This is a genomic window from Kineosporia sp. A_224, assembly GCF_002198655.1.
Taxonomy (GTDB): domain Bacteria; phylum Actinomycetota; class Actinomycetes; order Actinomycetales; family Kineosporiaceae; genus R-H-3.
The window spans coordinates 25676-48902 of sequence record NZ_MWLN01000210.1 but is presented as its reverse complement, the minus strand read 5'-3'; the positions used below and the strand labels follow the sequence as shown (position 1 = coordinate 48902).

Here is a 23227-nt window from a genome sequence, read left to right as displayed (position 1 = left end):
ATAGCGTGGCAGGCGTGACGGACCTGTTCTCACCGGACCCCGACGACACGGACGACGACGGCGTGTCGTCGGGCGCCGTCCGGCTGCCGCTCGCCGTCCGGATGCGCCCGACGTCGGTCGGCGAGCTCGTCGGCCAGGGGCACCTGCTCGCCGCCGGGTCGCCGCTGCGCCGGCTCGCCGAGGGCGGCTCCGGGCCGGCCGGCCCGGCGTCCGTGATCCTCTGGGGGCCGCCGGGCACCGGCAAGACGACGCTCGCGCACGTCGTGTCGAAGGCGACGGGGCGGCGGTTCGTCGAGCTGTCGGCGGTGACGGCCGGGGTCAAGGACGTCCGGCGGGTCATGGAGGAGGCCCGGGACGCCCGCGACCTGCACCGCCGCGAGACGGTCCTGTTCCTCGACGAGATCCACCGCTTCACCAAGGCCCAGCAGGACGCCCTGCTGCCCGGCGTGGAGAACCGCTGGGTGGTGCTCGTCGCCGCGACGACGGAGAACCCGTCCTTCTCCGTCGTGTCGCCGCTGCTGTCCCGCTCGCTGCTGCTCACCTTGCGGCCGCTCTCGGACGACGACATCGGCGGTCTGCTCGACCGGGCCGTCGCGGACGACCGCGGGCTCGGCGGCGCCGTCACCCTCGAGGACGACGCCCGCGCGCACCTCGTGCGGATGGCCGGCGGGGACGCCCGGGCCGCGCTCACCGCGCTCGAGGCGGCCGCCGGTGCGGCGCTCGACGAGTCGGCCGCCCGGCCGGCGCCGGTCTCGCTCGCGACGACCGAGCGCGCCGTCGACCGGGCCGCGGTCCGCTACGACCGCGCGGGCGACCAGCACTACGACGTCGCGAGCGCCCTCATCAAGTCGATGCGCGGCTCGGACGTCGACGCGTCCCTGCACTACCTCGCCCGGATGCTCGAGGCAGGGGAGGACCCGCGCTTCGTCGCCCGGCGGATCATGATCGCGGCGAGCGAGGACGTCGGCATGGCCGACCCGAGCGCGCTCCAGACCGCCGTCGCGGCCGCCCAGGCGGTCGCGATGATCGGCATGCCGGAGGCGCGGATCATCCTCGCCCAGGCCGTCGTCCACCTCGCGCTCGCCCCGAAGTCGAACGCGTCGTACATGGGCATCAACGCGGCCGTCGCCGACGTCCGCGCCGGCCTCGGCGGGCCGGTCCCGCCGCACCTGCGCGACGCGCACTACGCGGGGGCGAAGAAGATCGGCCACGGCAAGGGGTACGTCTACTCGCACGACGAGCCGCTCGGGGTGGCGTCCCAGCAGTACGCCCCGGACGGCGTCGACGGCCGCGAGTACTACACCCCGACCGACCGTGGCTTCGAGCGCGAGCTGACGACGCGCCTGCAGCGGCTGCGGGACATCCTCCGGCGTCGCTGACCGAGGTGCGGCCGTTCTGCGGTTGATCGTCCGGCGACGGGCCGGACGATCAACCGCAGAACGGCGCCCGCCTGCCGCCTGTGGATGACGGGCGGCGTCCGTGGCCGGGGTTGGGCATGATCTGCGGCCGTGGTGGGGCGGGACCGGAGGTCGGCGCGGTGGCGGCACGCGGGTGCCGACGCGTGGCGTGCGCTCGCCGCCGCCCAGGCCGGGGTCGTGAGCCGGCCCCAGCTGCTCGGGCTCGGGCTCACCTCCGGACAGGTCGACGCGCTCCTCGACTCCCGCCGGTGGCAGGGCCTGCACCCCGGCGTCTACGCGACCTTCACCGGGCCGGTCCCGGCCCTCACCCGGGCATGGGCCGCTGTTCTGGCCGCCGGCGACGGCGCGGCCCTCGGCGGGACGACGGCGCTGTGGCTGTGGGGCGTGCACGACGGACCGCCCGCCGTCATGACCGTCTGCGTGCCGGGCGCGCGGCACGTCGTCCAGCCGCGGGGTGTCGGCCGGGTCCGTGTCGTGCGCAGGCGCCGGCTCGACGGTCGGGTGCACCCCGCCCGGCAGCCGCCGCGGCTGCGCCTCGAGGAGGCGGTGCTCGACCTGGCCGACGAGGCGACCCAGGAGGCCGCGGTCGTCGACCTCGTCATCCGGGCCACCGCGAGCCGGCGCACCTCCCCGGAGCGGCTCCGGTCAGCGCTGGACGCCCGTGCGCACCACCGGCACCGCCGGCTGCTGGTGGAGGTGCTCGGCGAGACCGCCGAGGGCGTGCAGTCGGCGCTCGAGCGCCGATACCGCCGCGGCGTCGAACGCCCGCACGGGTTGCCCCGTGGTCACTGCAACCGGCCCGAGCCGGTGCACGACGGGCGCGGGCGGAAGGTCCGCAACCGCTACCGCGACGTCCGGTACCGGCGGTGGGGCCTCGTCGTCGAGCTCGACGGTCTCGAGGCGCATCCGCGCTGGCTCGCCTGGCTCGACCGTGGCCGGGACAACTCCGTGACCGTGGTCGGGGACCGAAGCCTCCAGTACGGCTGGCACGAGACGGTGGACGACCCCTGCGGGATGGCCGTCGAGGTCATCACGGTGCTGCGGCACCGGGGCTGGCGCGGTACCCCGACCCCGTGCGGCCCCGCCTGTCCCGTCGCGCCGCTCGTTCCGTCCACGGATCCGCTTCCTTGAGGTCGATCGTCGGGCGCTGCCCGGGTTCAACCGGTGGTCGCAACACCGGCTGCTGGTGGGCTGGACAGTAGCTGGTCAAGGGCTTCTGCGGGGGTTCGCCAGTCGAGGGTCTTTCGGGGTCTGGCGTTGAGGGTGGCGGCGACGGCTTCGATGTCGTCGCGGGTCCAGCGGGTCAGGTCGGTGCCCTTGGGGAAGTACTGGCGGAGCAGGCCGTTGGTGTTCTCGTTCGTGCCTCGCTGCCAAGGACTGTGCGGGTCGGCGAAGTAGACCCGGACACCGGTGTCGATCGTGAACTGCGCGTGCTGGGCGAGCTCTTTGCCCCGGTCCCAGGTCAGTGACCGTCGTAGTTCTTCGGGCAGGGTGGTGATCTGGGCGGCGATCGCGGCGCGGACGGCCGCGGCGCCGTAGCCGCTGAGCGTGCTGCGGCTGGGCGCGTCACCGTCTCGAGGCAGGTGCAGGAGCATCGTGAAACGGGTGGTGCGTTCGACCAGTGTCCCGATCGCGGTCTTGCCCGCCCCGATGATCAGATCGCCTTCCCAGTGCCCAGGGACCGCTCGGTCCTCGGCGTCGGCCGGCCGTTGGCTGATCTCGACGTCGGGTGTGACGTGGTTGCCGGGGTGCTGGCGTGCTCGGGCGCGCGGGCTGCGCAGCGAGCGTCCGGTCCGCAGGCAGGCGACGAGCTCGCGGTTGAGTGCCCCACGGCTCTGGACGAACACGGCCTGGTAGATCGCCTCCGGTGAGATCCGCATCGACTCATCGTCGGGGAAGTCCACCCGCAGCCGGCGCGAGATCTGCTCCGGGCTCCACGCCGTCGCCCATCGCCGGTCCCGCCCCCGCTCAGGGCGCCTGCGCAGCACGGGCGCCGTCGCCGGCCCGGGGACTGGGGTGCCGTCCGCGCGGCGGACCTGCCCGGACAGGCGTTCCTGGACGTACCTGCGCAGCCGGGGGTTGACGGCCAGCTTCGCCGGCTTGGGGCGACGGGCCCTCATCTCGGCCTTCCAGTGCGCCGACGACGGCACGTAGACCGGCTTGCCGTTACGCAGGCTGGCGTTACGGCGCAGCTCGCGCGAGATCGTCCCCGGGTCACGGCCCAGTTGACGGGCGATCTCACGAACCCCATCGCCTGCGGCCTTCGCAAGGGCGACCTGCTCGCGCTCGGCGAACGACAGGTACCGGCCCTTGACCGGCAGCAGCATGAACGTCGGCATCCCGCCACGATCACGAAACAACCGATGCCCGGTCGGAACGGACACGCCGATCACCGCGGCCGCGTCCTCGGTGCTCAGCCCCGCGGCGATCTGTCGCCAGAACACCCGCTCGAGTTCGAACCGGACCGGCGCAACCCCGGGCGCACGCCCCGGCCACCCACTCCTACGCATCGGACGCCCACCAGGCCGATCCACAAGACACCTCCACGATCGAGGTGTTGCGACCACCAGTTGAATCCGCCCTGTGCCGGACGATCCACCGCAGAGGCGGGACGCGTGCGTCAGACCGGGCGCTCCAGGGTCAGGAGGGTGTCGTCGACCTCGATCGGGCCGCTGCGGATCTGGATCGTGCCGTGGACCCGGTACGGCGGCAGCCCCGTGTCGGTGAAGCCGAGGCGCGCGTAGACGGCGCGCGCGGCCGCGTTGTCCTCGCTCACCGTCAGGCGCAGCCGGTCGGCGCCGAGCGCTCGCGTCTCGTGCAGCAGCGCCTCGACGAGGGCCCGGCCGACGCCGCGGCCGCGGGCGCCCTCGGCGACGAGGACGTCCTGCATCTCCGGCGGGTCGGTGAGCGCGAGGTGGGCGTGCCCGAGGGGCGTGCCGCCGTCCCAGGCGACGACGTAGAACCCGGTCGGGGACGTCGTCGCGCCGGGGGAGAGCCGGGAGAGGTCGAGCACCTCGAGCACCCGGGGCACGTCGTCGTCCGTGAGCCGTCTGACCTGCGGCACCGTCTCCACGCGCGGGAGCGTACGCCCGTGCCGAGCGGTGCACGAAGGAGGCGATAAGGTCACCCGATAGCCCGAACGTCGCCCGGACCGCGCCTGCGGACGACGCGCGGGCGTCCCGTCCGTCCGGCCCGCGTGCCGGTCCAGAACACCGCACAGGGGAGCAACGCATGTCCCTCGGCGACGTCGCAGGGCTCATCGCGGCCCTCGCGTTCGTGCTGCTCGTCGGCTTCCTCGCCTACCCGCTCGTCAAGCTGGGCAAGGTCCTCGAGGAGACCCGCGTGACGGTCCGCGGCATCTCCGACGGCACGGTCCCGCTGCTGTCCGAGGTGACGACGACGGTCGCGAGCACGAACGCCCAGCTCGTCAAGGTCGACTCGATCACCGACAACGTGGCGCAGGTGTCGACGAACGTCTCGGCGCTCACCGCGCTCTTCGCGGCGACCCTCGGCTCGCCCGTCGTCAAGGTCGCCGCCTTCAGCTACGGCGTCCGGCAGGCGATGAACGGCCGGTCCTCGGGCCGCTCGCGCCGGAAGGGCTGAGCGCGATGAAGCGGCTGTTCTGGATCGCGCTCGGCGCCACGGCCGGCGTCCTCGTGGTGCGCAAGCTGACGAAGACCGTCGACCAGTACTCTCCGGAGGGCGTCGGGCGCTCACTGTCGAACCTCGCGGACGCCGTCCGGGACGCCGCGGACGTCGTCCGGGAGGCGATGGACGAGCGGGAGCAGGAGCTGCGCGTCGCCCTCGGCGTCGACTCCGGGGTCATCACGCAGGACGAGGCCCGGGCGCTGCTGGAGAACCCGACCCGGGGCCGGGGCGACCGCTGACCCACCGCGCCACGGACGGCGCGCGAGCACCACGCACGAGACGAGAACCACCCGACGAGCACCACCGAGCCACACGAACACGACCGGAGGCCCCGAGATGGAGACGGCTGAGATCCGCCGTCGCTGGCTGCGCTTCTTCGAGTCTCACGGGCACACCGTGGTCCCGAGCGCGCCGCTGCTCTACGACGACCCGACGCTGCTGTTCGTCAACGCCGGCATGGTGCCCTTCAAGCCGTACTTCCTCGGCCAGGAGACCCCGCCGTACCCGCGCGCGACGAGCGTGCAGAAGTGCGTGCGGACCCTCGACATCGAAGAGGTCGGCAAGACCACCCGGCACGGCACGTTCTTCCAGATGAACGGGAACTTCTCGTTCGGCGACTACTTCAAGGCCGGTGCCATCGAGCTCGCCTGGCAGCTCGTCACGGGCTCGCAGGCCGAGGGCTACTACGGCTTCGACCCGGACACGATCTGGGTCACCGTCTACCAGGACGACGACGAGGCGATCGACCTCTGGAAGAAGATCGCGGGCCTGCCCGACGAGCGGATCCAGCGCCGGGGCCTGGCGGACAACTACTGGCACATGGGCGTCCCGGGTCCCGGCGGCCCGTGCAGCGAGATCTACGTCGACCGCGGCCCGGAGTACGGCAAGGACGGCGGTCCGGTCGTCGACGAGGACCGGTACCTCGAGATCTGGAACCTCGTCTTCATGCAGTCCGAGCTGTCGGCGGTCCGCACGAAGGTCGACTTCGACATCCGCGGCGACCTGCCCGCGAAGAACATCGACACCGGCATGGGCCTCGAGCGCGTCGCGTACCTGCTCCAGGGCGTCGACAACATGTACGAGATCGACGAGATCTTCCCCGTCATCAAGCGGGTCGAGGAGCTGTCGGGCCGGCGGTACGGCGCGAACCACGAGGACGACGTCCGGATGCGGGTCGTCGCCGACCACGTCCGCAGCGGCCTCATGCTCATCGGGGACGGCGCCACGCCGTCCAACGAGGCCGGCGGCTACGTGCTGCGCCGGATCCTGCGCCGCGTCGTCCGGTCGGTCCGCCTCCTCGGCGTCGAGGACCCGGTGCTCGCCGACCTCACGACGGTGAGCAAGGACCGCATGAAGGCGTCCTACCCCGAGCTCGAGAGCGGCTTCAACCGGATCCGCTCCATCGTCGACGCGGAGGAGGAGGCGTTCCGGCGCACCCTGACCGCCGGGACGACGATCCTCGACGTCGCGGTCGAGAAGACCAAGGCGGCCGGCGGCACGACGCTGTCCGGGCCGCAGGCGTTCCAGCTCCACGACACGTACGGCTTCCCGATCGACCTCACCCTCGAGATGGCCGGCGAGCAGGGCCTGACCGTCGACGAGACCGAGTTCCGCCGGCTCATGGCCGAGCAGCGCGACCGGGCCAAGGCCGACGCCAAGGCGAAGAAGACCGGCCACACCGACCTGTCGAGCTACCGCGCGATCGCGGACTCGATCGGCCGCTCGGTCGAGTTCACCGGCTACGACGAGGTCGTGTCGGTCGGCCGGGTCGCCGGGCTCGTCGTCGACGGGGTCACCGCGCAGTCCGCGACGGAGGGCACCCGGGTCGAGGTCGTCCTCGACCGGACGCCGTTCTACGCCGAGGGCGGCGGCCAGCTCGCCGACGCCGGCCGGATCGAGGTCGACGGCGCGGTCCTCGAGGTCGAGGACGTGCAGTCCCCGATCACGGGCATCGTCGTCCACCGGGCGCGGGTCGTGTCCGGCGAGGTCCGGGTCGGCTCCGAGGCCCAGGGCATCGTCGACGTCGAGCGGCGCAAGGCGATCAGCCGCTCGCACACCGCGACGCACATGGTGCACAAGGCGATCCGGGAGGCGCTCGGCGACACCGCGACCCAGGCGGGCTCGGAGAACTCCCCGGGCCGGTTCCGGTTCGACTTCCAGTCCCCGAACGGCCTGCCGGCGAGCGCCCTGCGCGACGTCGAGGCCCGGGTCAACGCGCTGCTCATCGAGGACCTCGAGGTGCACGCCGAGATCATGAGCCAGGAGCAGGCCCGCGCGGCGGGTGCGATGGCGCTGTTCGGCGAGAAGTACGGCGACCAGGTGCGCGTCATCTCGGTCGGTGACTGGGCGCGCGAGCTCTGCGGCGGCACGCACGCCCGGCGCTCGGGCCAGCTCGGCGTCGTCCGGCTGCTCGGCGAGGGCTCGATCGGCTCCGGCGTCCGCCGGGTCGAGGCGCTCGTCGGCGCGGACGCCTACGCCTGGTCGGCGCGGGAGCACGTGCTCGTCTCCCAGCTCACCGACGTCCTCAAGGTGCGCCCGGAGGAGCTGCCCGACCGGGTCGCGGCCCTCGTCGCCCAGCTGCGCGACGCGCAGAAGGAGATCGACCAGATCCGCGCCGGACAGGTGCTCGCGGTCGCGGGCTCGCTCGCGGCCAAGCCGGTCGACGTCTTCGGCGTCGGCGTCGTCACCCACGACGCGGGCGAGGCCACCGCGGACGACCTGCGCACCCTCGCGCTCGACGTCCGCGGCCGGATGCCCGCCGACCGGCCGGCCGTCGTCGCCGTCGGCGGCGTCACCAAGGGCCGCCCGGTCGTCGTCGCGGCGACGAACGAGGAGGCCCGGCGCTGGGGCGTCGCGGCCGGTGACCTCGTCAAGGTCGCGGCCGGGGTGCTCGGCGGTGGCGGCGGCGGCAAGCCGGACGTCGCCCAGGGCGGCGGCACCGACCCGGCCCGGGTCGCCGAGGCGCTGACCAAGCTCGAGCACGCCGTGGGCGAGCGCGTCACGGCGGGGCGCTGACCGGGGAGGCGGGCGGGGACGTGCGTCGCGGCGTACGGCTCGGGGTGGACGTCGGCTCGGTGCGGGTCGGTGTCGCGCGCAGCGACCCGCACGGCATCCTCGCGACGCCCGTAGAGACCCTGAAGCGGGACAAACGGGACCGGTCGGACATTGACCGCCTCGTAGATCTTGTCCGTGAATGGGAGGTTCTCGAGGTTGTCGTCGGGCTTCCGACGGGCCTGTCGGGGGCCGAGGGGGCAGCGGCGGGGGCCGCCCGCGGTTACGCTGGCGAGGTCGCGCGGGCGGTGTCGCCGGTTTCGGTACGGCTCGTCGACGAGCGGTTGTCGACGGTGACGGCGACGGCCGCTCTACGTGGTGCTGGGGTGGCGGCCCGCAAGCACCGCGGTGTCGTCGACCAGGCGGCCGCGGTGGTGATCCTGCAGTACGCACTCGACGCCGAAAGGGCGTCGGGGCACGCGCCCGGCTCGCTCGTGGAGTCCGGGTCGGCGCCGGAGGAGGCTCGGGAGGCGTGACGACGTGGTGAGCGACGTCGAGTTGCCCGGGCTGCAGCCACCCCCCGGGCGGGTCCGGCGCAGCCAGCGGGCCCAGGAGAAGCGCCGCAAGAAGCGCAAGCGCCGTTCGCTGGTCGCGGTCCTCGTCAGCCTGGTGATCCTTGCGCTGGCCGGGACGGCCGTGTGGTTCGGCGCCAAGCCGATCATCGCGAGCCTCACCGCGCCGAGCGACTTCCCCGGCCCCGGCACCGGCAGCGTCATGGTGAAGATCCCGGACGGCGCGTCGGGTCGCACGATCGGCCGGATCCTCGCGGAGAAGAAGGTCGTCAAGTCGGCGAAGGCCTTCGTCGACGCCGCGAACAAGGACCCCCGCGCGCAGAAGATCCGGCCCGGCACGTACGAGCTGCGGCTGCAGATGACGTCCTCTGGTGCCATCGCGCTCCTCGCGGACCCGAAGAACCGCCAGGTCAAGACGTTCACGGTCGCCGAGGGCAAGCGCGTCGCCGAGATCGTCGACATCATCGCCAAGACCGGGATCCCGAAGAAGGACCTCCAGGCCGCGCTCAAGGACCCGGCGGCGCTCGGCATCCCGGAGTGGGCGACCTCGAAGAAGGGGCTCAAGTTCCCCGCCGAGGGCTTCCTCTTCCCCAAGACGTACGAGGTCGAGCCCGGGGACACCGCGGTGAGCGTGCTCACGGCGATGGTCACCGAGACCCTCGACGAGCTGACCGCCGCCGGGGTGCCGGCGGGTCAGGAGTGGAAGGTCCTCACCGAGGCGAGCATCCTGCAGGCCGAGGGCGGCCGCTCGTCGGACTACCCGAAGATGGCCCGGGTGCTCGACAACCGGACGAAGAAGGGCTGGAAGTTCCAGCTCGACTCGACGACGTCGTACGCCGTCCAGCGCTTCGGCGTCACGACGACGAAGAAGGAACGCGACACGAAGTCTGCGTACAACACCTACTACGTCAAGGGCTACCCGGTCGGGCCGATCTGCAACCCGGGCGCGGACGCCATCGAGGCGGCCCTCGCCCCGGCCAAGGGGACCTGGCTGTACTGGGTCACCGTGAACCCGGAGACGGGCGAGACGAAGTTCGCCACGACGGACGCCGAGGCGCAGAAGAACATCGCCGAGTTCCAGAAGTGGCTGCGGGACCACCCGCAGGGCACCTGACGTGACCGGCCCCGGCACCGCACCCGACGGGGTGCGGCGGGCCGCCGTGCTCGGCAGCCCGATCGCGCACTCGCTGTCGCCGACCCTGCACCGGGCCGCGTACGAGGCGCTCGGGCTGACCCGGTGGCGGTACGACGCCGTCGAGGTCGCCGAGGACGGCATGGCGGCCTTCCTCGCCGGGCTCGACGCGTCCTGGGCCGGGCTCTCGCTCACGATGCCGCTCAAGCGGGTCGTCCGGCCGCTGCTCGCCGCGGAGAGCGACCTCGCCCGCGCCGTCGGCGCGGTCAACACCGTGACCTTCGGACCGGCCGGCCCGGTCGGCGACAACACCGACGTGCACGGCATCGTCGCCGCGCTGGCCGGGGCGGGGGTCCGGTCCGCCGGCACCGCGGCCGTCCTCGGCGGGGGTGCGACGGCGTGCTCGGCGGTCGCGGCGCTGCGCGACCTCGGGGTGCGTGCGCCGCGGGTCCACGTCCGCTCGGCCGGGCGGTCCGCGGACGTCGTCGCCGCGGGGGAGCGGCTCGGGCTCGACGTCCGGCTCGCCGCCCTCGACGCGGCGGACGTCGTCGGCGCGGCCCCGGCCGTCGTCGTCTCGACGCTGCCCGCGGGTGCGGCGGACGCCCTCGCCGACGCCCTCGCGGCCGGTCTCGTCGCCCCCGCCGTCCGGGACGGCGCCGCGCCGCCGGTGCTGCTCGACGTCGTCTACGCCCCGTGGCCGACCGCGCTGGCGCGGGCCTGGGCCCAGGCGGGCGGCCCCGTGGTCTCCGGGCTGGCGATGCTCCTGCACCAGGCGGCCGAGCAGGTCCGGCTCATGACCGGGCTCGAGCCCCCGGTGGCGGCGATGCGGGCCGCCGTCGAGGCCGAGGTCGCGCGCCGCTGACCCGGCCACCCGGACGGCCCCCGCGGCGGTTGGGCCGAGCGGTGGACCTCCTTCAAGCGTGCGGCGCCGGCTGCCGATGACCGCGCCATGACGGCGACCGGCTCCCAGCCCGCGGAGCGTCGCCGCCGGTGGCGCACGTGGTGAAGCAGCTCGCGGAGATCCTCCTCGACGGGGGCCTCGTCGACGAGGCCCAGCTCGCCGCCGCGTACGACGTCCACCAGCGCGAGGGGCGCAGCCTCGGGCGCGTCCTCGTCGAGCACGGCGTCCTCTCCGAGGCCCAGCTCGTCGCGGCGCTCGCCCACCAGATCGGGCTGCCCTTCGTCGACCTCACCGACTACAACGTCGACGGCTCGGCCGTCGCGCTCGTGCCCGCCGCGGTCTGCCGCCGGCACGCCGTCCTGCCGATCGGCTACGAGGACGGCAAGCTCCTGCTCGCGATGGCGGACCCGGGCAACGTGTTCGCCCTCGACGACGTCCGGTCGATGACCGGCTGGGAGCCGCGACCGGTCGTCGCGACCCGCGACGACCTGCTCGCCGCCGTCGACCGGCTCTGCCGGGCGGAGGCCGACCTCGACGACCTCGGCAGCAGCTTCGCCGTCGAGGAGGAGGACGACCTCGGCCGGCTCAAGGAGGTGGTCGAGGAGGCGCCGATCGTCAAGTACGTCAACCTCCTCATCACCCAGGCGATCCAGGACCGGGCGTCCGACATCCACATCGAGCCCGGCGAGCACGAGCTGCGGGTGCGCTACCGGATCGACGGCGTCCTCCACGACGTCATGCGCTCGCCGCGGTCGATCCAGTCCGGCGTCATCTCGCGCCTGAAGATCATGGCCGACATCGACATCTCCGAGCGCCGCATCCCGCAGGACGGCCGGCTCTCGGTCTCCACGGGCGGCCAGAAGATCGACCTGCGCGTCGCGACCCTGCCCACGGTGTGGGGCGAGAAGGTCGTCATGCGCATCCTCGACAACTCCACGGCCCGGCTGGCCCTGTCCGACCTCGGCTTCACGGACGAGAACTTCACCCGCTACTCGGCGAGCTTCACCAAGCCCTACGGGATGATCCTCGTGACCGGACCGACCGGCTCGGGGAAGTCGACGACGCTCTACGCGACGCTCAACCTCGTGGCCCGGCCGGAGATCAACGTCATCACCGTCGAGGACCCGGTCGAGTACCGGCTGCCGGGCATCAACCAGGTGCAGGTGAACGCGAAGGCCGGCCTGACGTTCGCGGCGGCGCTGCGGTCGATCCTGCGCTCGGACCCGGACGTCGTCCTCGTCGGGGAGATCCGCGACCACGAGACGGCACAGATCGCCGTCGAGGCGGCCCTCACCGGGCACCTCGTGCTCTCGACCCTCCACACGAACGACGCGCCGTCGGCGATCACCCGCCTCACCGAGATGGGCATCGAGCCGTTCCTCGTCGGCTCCGCGCTCGACTGCGTGCTCGCCCAGCGGCTCGCGCGGCGGCTCTGCGTGAAGTGCAAGGAGCCCTACGAGCCGACGCCCGAGGAGCTCCTCGCCGCCCGCTACCCGTGGATCCCCGGCCAGGAGGTGCCCACGCTGCACCGGGCCGCCGGCTGCCCGGCGTGCGCGCGCACCGGGTACAAGGGCCGCCTCGCGCTCCACGAGGTCATGGCGGTCACCGAGGACGTCGAGCGGCTCGCCGTGCAGCGGGCGTCGTCGACCGACATCGGCAGCGTCGCCGGCCGGGAGGGGATGCGCCGGCTGCGCGAGGACGGGATGGCGAAGGTGCGGGACGGCGTGACCTCCATCGAGGAGATCCTCCGGGTCGTCGCCTAGGCCCCCGCCGGGCCCGCAGACCCGGACGGCGGCACCCGGACGGCGGCATCCGCGCTCAAGCGGGGGAGCCGGACGGCCGATCGACAGACGAGCACGAGTCCAGGGCGCGCGAGGGAGAGCATCGGTGGAGCAGCAGGGACAGCCGGGCGGGCCGCCGAGGCCCGCCGAGCCGTACGTTCCGGAGCGGTTCGCCCTCGCCGACCCGGCGCAGCCCGCCGTCCCGGCGCAGCAGCCCGTCCAGCCCGTCGCCGTCCAGCCTGCCGTGCACCCGGCGGCCCACCCCGTCGCCCAGCCCGTCGCGCAGGCGACCGCGCCGCACCCGCCCGAGCCGCGGGTCGCGGCGGCGGCGGAGGCCGCCTCCGGCGAGGCGTACCGGCGGGCGACGACCGAGCAGGGTGTCGGCGAGGGCGACCTCGACCTCGGCATGGTGCTCGGACGCGCCCTCGACATCGGTGCCTCCGACGTCCACCTCTCCGCGGGCGCCCCGCCCGTCGTCCGGGTCAACGGCGAGCTCGCCGGGCTCGACGAGCTCGGGCCGCTGTCGTCGCAGCTGATCCAGCGGGTCGTCTACGCGATCCTCACGCAGAAGCAGCGCGAGCGCTTCGAGACCGAGCTCGAGCTCGACTTCGCCTACGCGCTGCCGGGGCGGGCCCGGTTCCGGGTCAACGTCTACCGCCAGCGCGAGTCGGTCGGCGCCGCCTTCCGGCAGATCCCCTTCGAGATCAAGACCCTCGAGGACCTCGGCGTCCCGCCCGCCGTGAGCAACTTCGCCGGGCTGCCGCGCGGCATGGTCCTCGTCACCGGGCCGACCGGCTCCGGCAAGTCGACGACGCTCGCCGCGCTCGTCGACCTCGCGAACCGGACGCGCCGCGACCACATCATGACCGTCGAGGACCCGATCGAGTTCCTCCACCGGCACAAGGCCTGCCTGGTCAACCAGCGCGAGGTCGGCGAGGACACGCACTCGTTCTCGCAGGCCCTCAAGCACGTCCTGCGGCAGGACCCCGACATCATCCTCGTCGGCGAGATGCGTGACCTCGAGACGATCTCCGTCGCCCTCACCGCGGCCGAGACCGGTCACCTCGTCTTCGCGACCCTGCACACGCAGGACGCCGCGCAGACGATCGACCGCGTCATCGACGTCTTCCCGCCGCACCAGCAGACCCAGGTCCGCACCCAGCTCGCCGGCGCGATCCAGGGCGTCGTGTGCCAGACCCTCTGCAAGACGGCCGACGGCCGCGGCCGGGTCGTCGCGACCGAGGTCATGGTCGCCACGCCGGCCATCCGCAACCTCATCCGCGAGGGCAAGACCCACCAGATCTACTCGGCGATGCAGGCGGGCGCCCAGTTCGGCATGCACACGCTCGACCAGCACCTCGCCGACCTCGTCCGGACCCGGCGCATCACGTACGAGCACGGTCTCGAGAAGGCCCACCACGTCGAGGACTACACCCGCCTCACCGGCCGGGCCTGAGCCGACCTAGGGAGACGCACATGGCGACGGCGACGAAGACCTTCGACTACTCGGTCCGCGACCGCAAGGGCCAGCTCGTCAGCGGGCGCCTCGACGCGCCCACCGAAGCTGCGCTCGTCCAGAAGCTGCGGGGCATGGGCTACGCCCCGGTCAGCATCCGGGAGTCCAACGCGGGCATGAACAAGGAGCTGTCCCTACCGGGCGGCAACCGGGTCACGCTCAAGGACCTCGCGGTCATGAGCCGGCAGTTCGCGACGATGATCAACTCGGGGCTCTCGCTGCTGCGGGCGCTCGCGATCCTCTCCGAGCAGACCGAGAGCAAGCCGCTCGCCAAGACCCTCGGCGAGGTCCGCAACGCCGTCGAGACGGGGCAGTCGCTGTCGTCGGCGCTCGGCAAGCACCCCAAGGTCTTCCCGCCGCTCATGGTGAACATGACGCGCGCCGGCGAGGTCGGCGGCTTCCTCGACGCCGTCCTGCTCCAGATCGCGGCGAACTTCGAGGCCGAGGTCAAGCTGCGCAGCAAGATCAAGTCGGCGATGACCTACCCGGTCGTCGTCTTCGTCATCGCGATCATCGCCGTCGTCGGCATGCTCCTGTTCATCGTGCCGATCTTCGCGAAGATGTTCGACGACCTCGGCGGCACGCTGCCCGCGCCGACCCGGGTGCTCGTGTTCCTCTCGGCCGCGATGCGCTGGGCCGCACCGATCCTGCTCGTCCTGGGCATCGTCGGCGCCGTCGTCTGGTCCAAGGTCAAGCACGAGGACCGGGTCCGCTCCGTCGTCGACCCGATCAAGCTCAAGGTGCCGGTCTTCGGCTCGCTCTTCCAGAAGGTCGCCATCAGCCGGTTCAGCCGCAACCTCGGCACGATGCTCTCCTCGGGCGTGCCGATCCTGCAGAGCCTGGAGATCGTCGGCGACACCAGCGGCAACATCGTCATCCGGAACGCGGCCCGGGACGTCGAGGAGAGCGTGCGCCGCGGCGAGTCGCTCGCCGGTCCGCTCTCGGAGCACAAGGTGTTCCCGCCGATGGTCGTCCAGATGCTCGCCGTCGGCGAGGACACCGGCGCGATGGACACGATGCTCCACAAGATCTCGGACTTCTACGACCAGGAGGTCGAGGCGACGACCGAGGCCCTCACGAGCCTCATCGAGCCGATCATGATCGCCGTCCTCGGCGGCATCGTCGGCGCGATGATCATCGCCCTCTACATGCCGATCTTCTCGGTGTTCGACCTCATCCAGTAGTTGATCCAGTAGCTGATCCAGTAGCTGATCCAGTAGGAGGACCGGTGACCCGCGCCCTTCGGGCCGCCCGGAGGACGGCGGAGCGCCCCGGCGACGACGGCTTCACGCTCGTGGAGCTGCTCGTCGTCATGCTCGTCATCGGCATCCTCGCGGCCATCGCGATCCCGGTCATCGCCGACCAGCGGCAGAAGGCCCGGGACGCCTCGACCCGCTCCGACGTGAACCGCCTCGGCAAGCGCGTCGTCGAGCACTGGCTCGGCGCGACGACGCCGCCCACCGTCGTCATCACCGGCGGCCGGTTCGTCGTGGCCGGTGACGACCTCGGCAAGACCAGCCCCGGCGTCGTCGTCGCGGGCGCCGACCCGGCGACCGTCGACACGACGGGCTGGACGGCGTCCGCCTGGTGCCTGGCGCTGACGCACCCCGACGGCTCGCTGGCCGGCGTCCGGTTCTCCGCCCAGCAGGGCCTCGAGAGCGGCGTCTGCTCGAGCCCGACCGCGCCCTGACCGCAGGCCGCAGGGGACCGAGGTCCCCGCGGCCTGGGCCGTCCGGGTGAACCGGCCACCCGAACGCAGCACCGGCCGGCCGGGGGCCCTCAAGAACCGGCGTGGGTCGCCGATGCAGGACCGTCATCGTCAACCATCGCGGCGACCGCTCTCCGGCGGGCGCCGAGCCTCGAGAAGGGCCCAGCGCATGCTTGCTCGCATCCGCAAGTCCGTCGACGAGAAGGACTCGGGCTTCACGCTCATCGAGCTCCTCGTCGTCATGATCATCATCGGCATCCTCGCCGCGATCGCCATCCCGGTCTTCCTCTCGCAGCGGGCCAAGGCGCGCGACACCGCGGTCAAGGCCGACGTGTCCACGCTCGGCAAGGAGATCGCGACCTACTTCGTCGACAACACCACGGCTCCCGCGGTGACGCTGACCTCGGGCCGCTACACCGTCGCCGGCTCCGACGCCGGCAAGGCGAGCAGCGGCGTCGCCGTCGTCACCACGTTCGGTGCGACCGCGACCGCCACCGGCGCCACGGCCACGACGACCGGCTGGACCGCGGCCGCGTGGTGCATCGCGCTCAACGACACCAACGGCAGCACGAAGACCTTCAAGTACTCGGCGCAGAACGGCCTCGAGTCGGGTCAGTGCGGCACGGCCACCACTCCGTGACCTCGGTCCGGTGACCTTGCGGCCCTGGCGGCCGCAGACCACGCCTCAGGGGCGACTCCCGCAGGGGGAGTCGCCCCTGAGGCGTTGCAGCGCAACAGGTCGGCGCGCATCCCGGCGGTCACCCCGGTGGCCGTCGCCGTCCGTCACGGTACCCACGGACGGCGGGAGGCCGGCCGGGCGCACCCCGGTGACCGGCCTCAAGGGATCGCCCGGTCCGGTCGATGACGCAGCCGGGACGGCGCGGGCGCAGCACCGTCGCGTCCCGGCCGCAGGACTGTCCACGAGGGGGAGCACATGCCGCGACGAGGCCGGCCGGACGGTGGGTTCACTCTCGCCGAGGTCCTCGTCGCCATGAGCGTGTTCAGCATCCTCGTGACGGTGGCGCTCGGCCTCGTGCTGCGGACGACGGGCCTGCTCGCCTCGAACGACCGCCGGGTCGTCGCCGCGAACCTCGCCGACCGCCAGATCGAGTCGGCCCGCTCGCAGCGCGCCGTCGACATCCCGGACGGCCTCACGACCCGCACCGAGACCGTCGGCGGCGTGACGTACACGGTCAAGCAGACGGCCACCTACGTCCCCTCCGACGCCACGTCGAGCGTCTGCACCGCGAGCGCCGCCGGGCTGGCCTACAAGCTCGTGACCGTGACCGTGACGTGGCCCGGGATGGGGCAGGTCAAGGCGGTCCGGGCCGACACCCTCAAGGCGGTCGGCATCGGCACCGACGGCCTCGACACGGCGTCCGGCTCGGTCGCGGTGTCGGTCGTCGGCGCGAGCGGTGCCGCGGTGTCCGACGTCGTCGTGACGCTCTCCCCGGGGGGTGCGACGACGACGACCGGCGAGGACGGCTGCGCCGTCTTCACGAGCCTGGCCCCGGGCGCGTACACCGCGGCCGTCGACGCGGGCGGCTACGTCGGGACGACGAACGCGCAGGCGAGCACGCTCACGAGCCTCGGCGTCTCGGCGGGCACGATCGCCCGCGGCACGCTGCTCTACGACACCGCGCGCTCGGCCCAGCTCGTGCTCGACGGGCCGACGGGCTTCACCGCGCCGGCCGGGCTGCGGACGGTGCTGCGCAGCAGCTACGTCTCCGAGACCGCCTACCCGGTCTGCACCGGGGCGGCCGTCGGCTGCGTGACGGCGCTCCCGGGCACCGCCGAGCACCTCTTCCCGACCGTGTACGACGTCTGGGCCGGGACGTGCGCCGACGTGAAGACGATCAGCGGCGCCGTGACGACGGTCGACCTCTCGCCGGCGGCGTCCGACGGCACGAGCGTCTCCGTGCGGACCGGCTCGGTCCTCGTGGACGTCCGCAGCCTCCTCGGTACGAGCCTGGCCGGCCGGGTCGTCACGGCGACGCACGCCGCGGACGCCGCCGGACTCGGGCAGCGCTGCACCACCGGTGAGACCTTCGTGCTCCCCGCGACGACCGGCGGGGGGACCGGCGTCCTGCTGCCCGCCGGGACCTGGACGTTCACCGTCGCGAACGGGGTCGCCCCGGTCACGGCCTCGCTCGACACGTCCGGCCCGAAGACCGTCGTGCTGACGGTGACCGCGTGATCCGCCGCCTCGCCCGCAGACTCACGGGCCGACCGGGACGCCGCGGCGACGCCGGCGTCTCCGTCGTCGAGCTCGCCGTCACGGCGGCGGTCGGGTCCGTCGTCCTCGTCGGGGTCGCCACGGTCGCGATCGGGACGATGAACGCCTCGCGCTCGGTCGCCGTCCGGGTGGGGACGTCGGCCGACACCCGGATCGTCGGCGAGGCCGTCAGCCGCAGCCTGCGGACCGCGGTCCGGCCCAAGGGCCAGTCCGCCGCCCTCGTCCAGGGCACCGCGACGTCGGTGACGTTCTACGCGCTGCTCAACCGGTCCGGCACCCCGCAGAGCACCGACACGGTGGCCTCGCTCGTCGAGCTCGGCTGGGACGGCACGTGCGTGACGCGCCGGATCACCCCGGGCGTCGCGGTGACCGCCCCGGCGGTCACCGGCCCGTTCTGGACCTGGACGCCGTCCGGCACCCCGGTGTGCCTGGCCCGGACGACGACCCCGCCCGCCTACCGGTACTACGCGACCGCCGTCCTCGCCCAGGGCGGCGTCGACACCGCACCGGTCGCCCTGGTCTCCGGGGCGCTCGCGAGCACGGACCTGCGCGCCGTCCAGAGCATCGAGGTCGGCCTCACCGTGACCGACCCGAAGCACCCGGAGGTGCCCGGGGCGCCGCTGCTCACCCGGGTGACGCTGTCCAACGTCCTCACCGACTCCGGAGGGGTGTAGCCGATGCGTCAGCGAACGGGCCGCCCGATGCGCCGCCTGCACGCCGCCGACGAGGGCGTCGCGCTCGTCACCGTGCTCGGCACGATGGCGGTCGTCACGCTCTTCCTGCTCTCCTCGCTCGCGCTCGTCATCGGGCAGGCGCCGAAGGCCCGCACCGACCAGGACGCCAAGGCGGCCGTCGCCGCGGCGCAGGCCGGGATCGACGAGTACGTCGCGCGGCTCACCGCGAACGACAGCTACTGGACCCTCGGCGCCGACTCCGCGAACCCGGCGTTCACGACCGGCCGGACGATCCAGGGCTCGGCCGGCCGGGCGGCGTCCTACCGGTACCAGCTCCTGTCGACGGCCGAGGACACCGCGCGCAACGGCGTGATCCGGCTGCAGGCCACCGGGACGTCGAGCCCCGGCGCGGGCGCCGCGCCGGTGAGCCGGACGCTCACGGCGACGTTGCAGCCCAAGGGGTTCCTGCGGTTCATCTACTTCAGCGACGTCGAGGTCCTCGACCCGGAGCTGTTCTACGCGCGGACCTCGGTGACCGTGAACGGCAGCGCCTACTGGAACAGCGGCACGTCCGGCACCCGGTACCGCTACGTGGACGAGGGGACCGGGGTGCCCGTCGCCTGCGGGGGCTACTACTACGCGGGCCGGTCCGCTCCCACGTACGCGGCCGCCTCGTACCCGGTCCGGGTCCTCGACACCTGGTCGAACACCCTCACCGGGACCGTCGTCAGCACCGGCACCGTCGCGGGGTTCAGCTGCCTGGAGATCCAGTGGGCGTCCGGCGACATCGTCCAGGGGCCGCTGCACAGCAACGACGCCCTGCAGGTCGGCGGCAGCCCGCTCTTCACCGACCCGGTCACCGAGTCGAGCTGGACCAACCCGCCGGACCCGTCCCGGCGCTGGTGGAACAGCGGCCAGCCGCTGCTGTCGTCCGGCGGGACGCAGGGCTACTGGCCGGTCTACGCCGCACCGCTGGCGATGCCGAACGGCAACTCCGAGCTCCTCAAGTACGTCGAGCCGCGGATCGACGACCCGTCGGCGGCCGCCGGCCCGGGCTGCCTCTACACCGGCCAGACCCGGATCACGTTCCAGGGCAGCACGATGCAGGTCTACAGCCCGTCGACGACGAACGCCCCGTCGCGCTGCCTCGACACCTCCAACCGCGGCAACGTCCAGACCAAGGCGGTCCCGCCCGTCGTCTACGTCAACGACACCGCGACGTGCGGCAGCGTCGACACCTCGAAGATGACCGTCCCGCGGTCGGGGGAGTGGACCGGCGGGATCACGACCGACTACTCCTGCGGCCGCGGCACCGCCGTCGTCCAGGGCACCGTGGACGGCCAGGTGACCGTCGCCGCGAAGGACGACGTCGTCGTCACCGGGGACGTGCTCGCCTCGGACGGCGCCACCGGGACGGACATGGTCGGCCTCGTCGCCGGCAGCTACGTCTGGGTCTACCACCCGGTCGACTCCTCGGGGAACAACCTGCTGTCGTCGTCCTCGAGCGTCCACACGATCCAGGCGGCGGTGCTCTCGCTGCGGCACAGCTTCCTCGTGCAGAACTGGCAGTACGGCGCGGCGCTGTCGTCGACGTCGTCGACCTCGTCCAAGCTCAACGTGCTCGGCTCGATCTCGCAGCGGTACCGGGGCCCGGTCGGCACCGGCAACTCCGGCGGCCCGACGAGCGGCTACCTCAAGAACTACGTCTACGACCAGCGGCTGAAGAACCTCCAGCCGCCCTACTTCCTCAAGCCGGCGGCGACGCCGTGGCAGGTCGTCACGGTCACGGACAAGTGACGGGTCCGGTGACCGGGGCGTGACGCACCGCAGCCGTCCACTACGGTTCTCGGCGTGCTGATCGCGGTCTGCGGCGTCCTGGGCCTGCTCGTGGGGTCGTTCCTCAACGTCGTCGTCGCGCGCGTGCCCGTGGACCGGTCGGTGGTCAGCCCGCCGAGCGCGTGCCCGCGGTGCGACACCCCGATCGCGCCGCGGGACAACGTCCCCGTCGTCTCCTGGCTGCTCCTGCGCGGCCGCGCCCGGTGCTGCGGGGAGCCGGTCTCGGTGCGCTACCCGCTCGTCGAGGCCGGGACGGCCGTGGCGTTCGCGCTCGTCGGCTGGTGGCTGGGCTGGGTCGCCGTGCTCCCCGCGTTCCTCTTCCTCGCGGCGATCAGCATCGCGCTGGCGCTCATCGACATCGACACGTTCCGGCTGCCGTACGTCATCGTCGCGCGGTCCTACCCGGTCGCCGCGGTGCTCCTGGGGGCCGCGAGCCTGGCGGCGCGGGACACGTCGTCCGTCGTCCGGATGCTCGCCGGCGGCGCGGTGCTGTGGCTGTTCTACCGGCTCCTGCACGCGGTCTACCCGCAGGGGATGGGCTACGGGGACGTCCGCCTCGCCGGGGTGCTCGGGATGTACCTCGGCTGGCTCGGCTGGTCCGAGCTCGTCACCGGGGCGTTCTTCGCCTTCCTCGTCGGCGGCCTCGCCGGCATCGCGATCATGGTCGTGGGCCGGGGGTCGCTCAAGACCCAGATCCCGTACGGGCCGTACATGATCGTCGGGGCCTGGCTCGGCGCGGTCTGGGGCGCGGACGTCGCCGGGGCGTACCTGCGCGCGGCCGGCCTCGCCTGATCCGCACAGGCCCCCGCCCGGCCCCTCGCGGCTACGCTCTGCGCTGCTGGACCCCGCCCGGCCCCCAGCGACGCCACGTCCTCGTCGGGACCAGCGCGGTGACCCTTCGTGAGACGGGCGCTCCGCCGATCGGACGAAGCGTGCCCCTCCCGGGCTAGTGGGCGGGGCCGACGCCTCAAGCGGTCGTCCTCCGGACCCGATCTGGACTCGTGAGCCCGGTGCCAACCGCGCCGGGCCGATTCCACGGAGGGGATCATTCATGGCGGGTCGAACCGCGATCGGTCTGGACATCGGGACCTCGGTCGTCCGCGCCGTCGAGCTGTCCTACGGGCGCTCCGGCATCACCCTGGAGCGCTTCGGCCAGGTGGTGCTCCCCGAGGGTGCGGTGCGCGACGGCGAGGTCGTCGACCCCGAGCCCGTGACGGCCTCGCTGCGGCAGCTCTGGAGCGCGACGGGCTTCTCGCACAAGCGTGTCGTCATGGGCGTGGCGAACCAGCGGGTCATCGTCCGCCAGCTCGAGCTGCCGTGGATGCCCAAGGACGAGCTGCGGGTCAGCCTCCCATTCCAGGTGCAGGACTTCCTGCCGATGCCCGTCGACCAGGCGGTGCTCGACTTCTTCCCCGTCGAGGAGACGACGGACGCCTCCGGCGCCCGTGCGCTGCGCGGCCTGCTCGTCGCCGCGGCCCGCGAGACCGTGCTCGCGAACGTGCGCTGCGCCGAGAAGGCCGGCCTCACGGCACTCTCGGTCGACCTCACGTCGTTCGCCGTCCTGCGGGCGATGGGCAAGCAGACCGGCTCGGACGTCGAGACCGAGGCGCTCATCGACATCGGTGCCCGGGTGACGAACGTCGTCGTCCACTCCGCGGGGAGCCCGCGCTTCGTCCGCATCCTCCTCATGGGCGGCCAGGACATCACCGACGCGGTCGCCGACCGGCTCGGCATCACCGTCGCGGAGGCCGAGGCGCTCAAGCAGACCGCGGCCCACACCGGGTCGAGCGAGGACCTCGCAGCGGTCAACAAGGCGCTCACCGCCACCGCCCAGGAGTTCGTCGACGAGATCCGCAACTCCCTGGACTACTACGCCGCCTCGACGCCGGGCGTCCCGCTGGAGCGGATCCTGCTCTCCGGCGGCGGCTCGCGGCTCGACGGCCTCGCCGAGCGGCTCTCTGCCGCGACCCGGCTGCCCGTCGTCGCGGGCGACCCGCTCGCCTCGCTGAAGATCGGCCGGACCGGCCTGGACGACAACCAGCTCGCCTTCGTCCGCCCGCTCGCGGCCGTCCCGGTCGGACTCGCCCTGGGAGCCATGTGATGACCGTCGACGCCCAGCAGCAGCCGGTCGAGGCCGTCGCCCCGGCCGGGGGCGGGGTCCGGGTCGACTGGGCCCCCGTGCCCAAGGTCAACCTCCTGCCCCGGGAGGTGCTCGACGCCCGCGCGTTCCGGCGCGTCCAGAAGCTGCTCGCCGGGGCCGTCGTCGGCACCGTCGCGGTGGCCGGCCTCGCCTTCGCGTGGTCCCTGCACGGGGTCCAGGTCGCCCAGGCGGACCTCGACGTGTCCCGCGCCCGGACCGCCCAGCTCCACACCGAGGAGGCCAAGTACTCCGACGTGCCTCGGGTGCTGTCCCGGGTCGAGCAGGCCAAGACGGCGCGGACGGCGGCGCTCGGCTCCGACGTCCTGTGGTACCGGTTCTTCGACGACCTCGCGGCGGCGACGCCGGACACGGTGTCGCTGACGAACGTCACGGTCGCCATGGACACCTCGGGCGCACCGACGACGGCGACCGATCCGCTCGTCCCGTCCGGCCTCGGCGCCGTCACCTTCACCGGCGGCGGTGACCGGTTCCCGGACGTCTCGACGTGGCTGGAGTCCGTGGGCAGCGTCGACGGCCTCGACGGCTCCACCCTGCAGAGCGCGACCCGGTCGGCCGGCGGCGGCACCGCCGACGACGGCCCGGTGACCTTCTCCTCGAAGATCGTCATCGACTCCAGCGCGCTCTCGCACCGCTTCGACGGGAAGGCGAGCTGA

At 73.1% G+C, this 23227-nt stretch carries 21 protein-coding genes; 19 read left to right on the top strand and 2 right to left on the bottom strand.

The window, feature by feature from the left end; genetic code table 11:
- Positions 1-14: 14 nt before the first annotated feature.
- Positions 15-1379, top strand: coding sequence for a replication-associated recombination protein A (locus EDJALFJO_RS26460; RefSeq protein WP_088289332.1), 1365 nt, complete (start codon positions 15-17; stop codon positions 1377-1379).
- Between the two features lie 216 nt (positions 1380-1595).
- Complete coding sequence (locus EDJALFJO_RS26455) at positions 1596-2549, top strand: hypothetical protein (RefSeq protein WP_143448796.1); 954 nt, start codon at positions 1596-1598, stop codon at positions 2547-2549.
- Positions 2550-2575: 26 nt separating this feature from the next.
- Here EDJALFJO_RS26455 and EDJALFJO_RS26450 read toward each other — a convergent pair whose 3' ends face one another.
- Entirely contained in the window at positions 2576-3928 is a 1353-nt protein-coding gene (locus EDJALFJO_RS26450) for an IS30 family transposase (protein ID WP_088289317.1), read from the bottom strand.
- 110 nt (positions 3929-4038) lie between these two features.
- Positions 4039-4491, bottom strand: a complete 453-nt coding sequence (locus EDJALFJO_RS26445) for a GNAT family N-acetyltransferase (RefSeq protein ID WP_158220574.1) — start codon at positions 4489-4491, stop codon at positions 4039-4041.
- A 158-nt stretch (positions 4492-4649) separates the two neighbouring features.
- On the opposite strand from EDJALFJO_RS26445, the gene EDJALFJO_RS26440 reads away from it, so the two are divergent.
- The 17 genes from EDJALFJO_RS26440 to EDJALFJO_RS26360 all read left to right on the top strand — a co-directional run bounded on the left by EDJALFJO_RS26440 (position 4650) and on the right by EDJALFJO_RS26360 (position 23227).
- Positions 4650-5021, top strand: coding sequence for a DUF948 domain-containing protein (locus EDJALFJO_RS26440; RefSeq protein ID WP_088289315.1), 372 nt, complete (start codon positions 4650-4652; stop codon positions 5019-5021).
- A 5-nt stretch (positions 5022-5026) separates the two neighbouring features.
- On the top strand, positions 5027-5305 hold the full coding sequence (locus EDJALFJO_RS26435; protein WP_198950665.1) for a hypothetical protein: 279 nt from the start codon (positions 5027-5029) through the stop codon (positions 5303-5305).
- A 97-nt stretch (positions 5306-5402) separates the two neighbouring features.
- The gene (alaS, locus tag EDJALFJO_RS26430; RefSeq protein WP_088289314.1) at positions 5403-8081 is read left to right on the top strand and encodes an alanine--tRNA ligase; all 2679 of its coding nucleotides are present in this window, start codon (positions 5403-5405) and stop codon (positions 8079-8081) included.
- Between the two features lie 44 nt (positions 8082-8125).
- Entirely contained in the window at positions 8126-8593 is a 468-nt protein-coding gene (gene ruvX, locus EDJALFJO_RS26425; protein ID WP_233150044.1) for a Holliday junction resolvase RuvX, read from the top strand.
- Between the two features lie 7 nt (positions 8594-8600).
- The gene (mltG, locus tag EDJALFJO_RS26420; protein WP_158220573.1) at positions 8601-9743 is read left to right on the top strand and encodes an endolytic transglycosylase MltG; all 1143 of its coding nucleotides are present in this window, start codon (positions 8601-8603) and stop codon (positions 9741-9743) included.
- Between the two features lies 1 nt (position 9744).
- The gene (locus tag EDJALFJO_RS26415) at positions 9745-10623 is read left to right on the top strand and encodes a shikimate dehydrogenase (RefSeq protein ID WP_233150043.1); all 879 of its coding nucleotides are present in this window, start codon (positions 9745-9747) and stop codon (positions 10621-10623) included.
- A 140-nt stretch (positions 10624-10763) separates the two neighbouring features.
- The gene (locus EDJALFJO_RS26410) at positions 10764-12425 is read left to right on the top strand and encodes an ATPase, T2SS/T4P/T4SS family (protein WP_088289330.1); all 1662 of its coding nucleotides are present in this window, start codon (positions 10764-10766) and stop codon (positions 12423-12425) included.
- 124 nt (positions 12426-12549) lie between these two features.
- Positions 12550-13899: a type IV pilus twitching motility protein PilT gene (locus tag EDJALFJO_RS26405; protein ID WP_233150042.1), complete on the top strand. Its 1350-nt coding sequence runs from the start codon at positions 12550-12552 to the stop codon at positions 13897-13899.
- Positions 13900-13919: 20 nt separating this feature from the next.
- Positions 13920-15143, top strand: a complete 1224-nt coding sequence (locus EDJALFJO_RS26400) for a type II secretion system F family protein (RefSeq protein ID WP_088289311.1) — start codon at positions 13920-13922, stop codon at positions 15141-15143.
- Between the two features lie 44 nt (positions 15144-15187).
- Positions 15188-15649 carry a prepilin-type N-terminal cleavage/methylation domain-containing protein gene (locus tag EDJALFJO_RS26395; protein WP_088289310.1) on the top strand — a complete coding sequence of 154 codons (462 nt, stop codon included), beginning with the start codon at positions 15188-15190 and terminating at the stop codon, positions 15647-15649.
- Positions 15650-15836: 187 nt separating this feature from the next.
- Complete coding sequence (locus tag EDJALFJO_RS36155) at positions 15837-16307, top strand: type II secretion system protein (RefSeq protein ID WP_088289309.1); 471 nt, start codon at positions 15837-15839, stop codon at positions 16305-16307.
- Between the two features lie 294 nt (positions 16308-16601).
- Positions 16602-17864, top strand: coding sequence for a prepilin-type N-terminal cleavage/methylation domain-containing protein (locus EDJALFJO_RS26385; RefSeq protein ID WP_088289308.1), 1263 nt, complete (start codon positions 16602-16604; stop codon positions 17862-17864).
- Positions 17861-18577, top strand: coding sequence for a hypothetical protein (locus EDJALFJO_RS26380; protein ID WP_088289307.1), 717 nt, complete (start codon positions 17861-17863; stop codon positions 18575-18577). The genes EDJALFJO_RS26385 and EDJALFJO_RS26380 overlap by 4 nt, the downstream gene beginning before the upstream one ends.
- Before the next feature lie 3 nt (positions 18578-18580).
- Positions 18581-20374: a hypothetical protein gene (locus EDJALFJO_RS26375; RefSeq protein WP_143448795.1), complete on the top strand. Its 1794-nt coding sequence runs from the start codon at positions 18581-18583 to the stop codon at positions 20372-20374.
- A gap of 54 nt (positions 20375-20428) precedes the next feature.
- Positions 20429-21205 (top strand): A24 family peptidase, encoded by a 777-nt coding sequence (locus EDJALFJO_RS26370; protein WP_088289305.1) that lies wholly within the window; start codon positions 20429-20431, stop codon positions 21203-21205.
- A 259-nt stretch (positions 21206-21464) separates the two neighbouring features.
- Positions 21465-22514: a type IV pilus assembly protein PilM gene (gene pilM, locus EDJALFJO_RS26365; protein WP_088289304.1), complete on the top strand. Its 1050-nt coding sequence runs from the start codon at positions 21465-21467 to the stop codon at positions 22512-22514.
- Entirely contained in the window at positions 22514-23227 is a 714-nt protein-coding gene (locus EDJALFJO_RS26360) for a PilN domain-containing protein (RefSeq protein ID WP_088289303.1), read from the top strand. The genes pilM and EDJALFJO_RS26360 overlap by 1 nt, the downstream gene beginning before the upstream one ends.

Coding starts and splice junctions, on each gene's coding strand:
- EDJALFJO_RS26450 (WP_088289317.1), bottom strand. CDS start 3,928: ATGCGTAGGAGTGGGTGGCCGGGGCGTGCGCCCGGGGTTGCGCCGGTC.
- EDJALFJO_RS26440 (WP_088289315.1), top strand. CDS start 4,650: ATGTCCCTCGGCGACGTCGCAGGGCTCATCGCGGCCCTCGCGTTCGTG.
- EDJALFJO_RS26435 (WP_198950665.1), top strand. CDS start 5,027: ATGAAGCGGCTGTTCTGGATCGCGCTCGGCGCCACGGCCGGCGTCCTC.
- alaS (WP_088289314.1), top strand. CDS start 5,403: ATGGAGACGGCTGAGATCCGCCGTCGCTGGCTGCGCTTCTTCGAGTCT.
- EDJALFJO_RS26400 (WP_088289311.1), top strand. CDS start 13,920: ATGGCGACGGCGACGAAGACCTTCGACTACTCGGTCCGCGACCGCAAG.
- EDJALFJO_RS36155 (WP_088289309.1), top strand. CDS start 15,837: ATGCTTGCTCGCATCCGCAAGTCCGTCGACGAGAAGGACTCGGGCTTC.
- EDJALFJO_RS26385 (WP_088289308.1), top strand. CDS start 16,602: ATGCCGCGACGAGGCCGGCCGGACGGTGGGTTCACTCTCGCCGAGGTC.
- EDJALFJO_RS26375 (WP_143448795.1), top strand. CDS start 18,581: ATGCGTCAGCGAACGGGCCGCCCGATGCGCCGCCTGCACGCCGCCGAC.
- pilM (WP_088289304.1), top strand. CDS start 21,465: ATGGCGGGTCGAACCGCGATCGGTCTGGACATCGGGACCTCGGTCGTC.
- EDJALFJO_RS26360 (WP_088289303.1), top strand. CDS start 22,514: ATGACCGTCGACGCCCAGCAGCAGCCGGTCGAGGCCGTCGCCCCGGCC.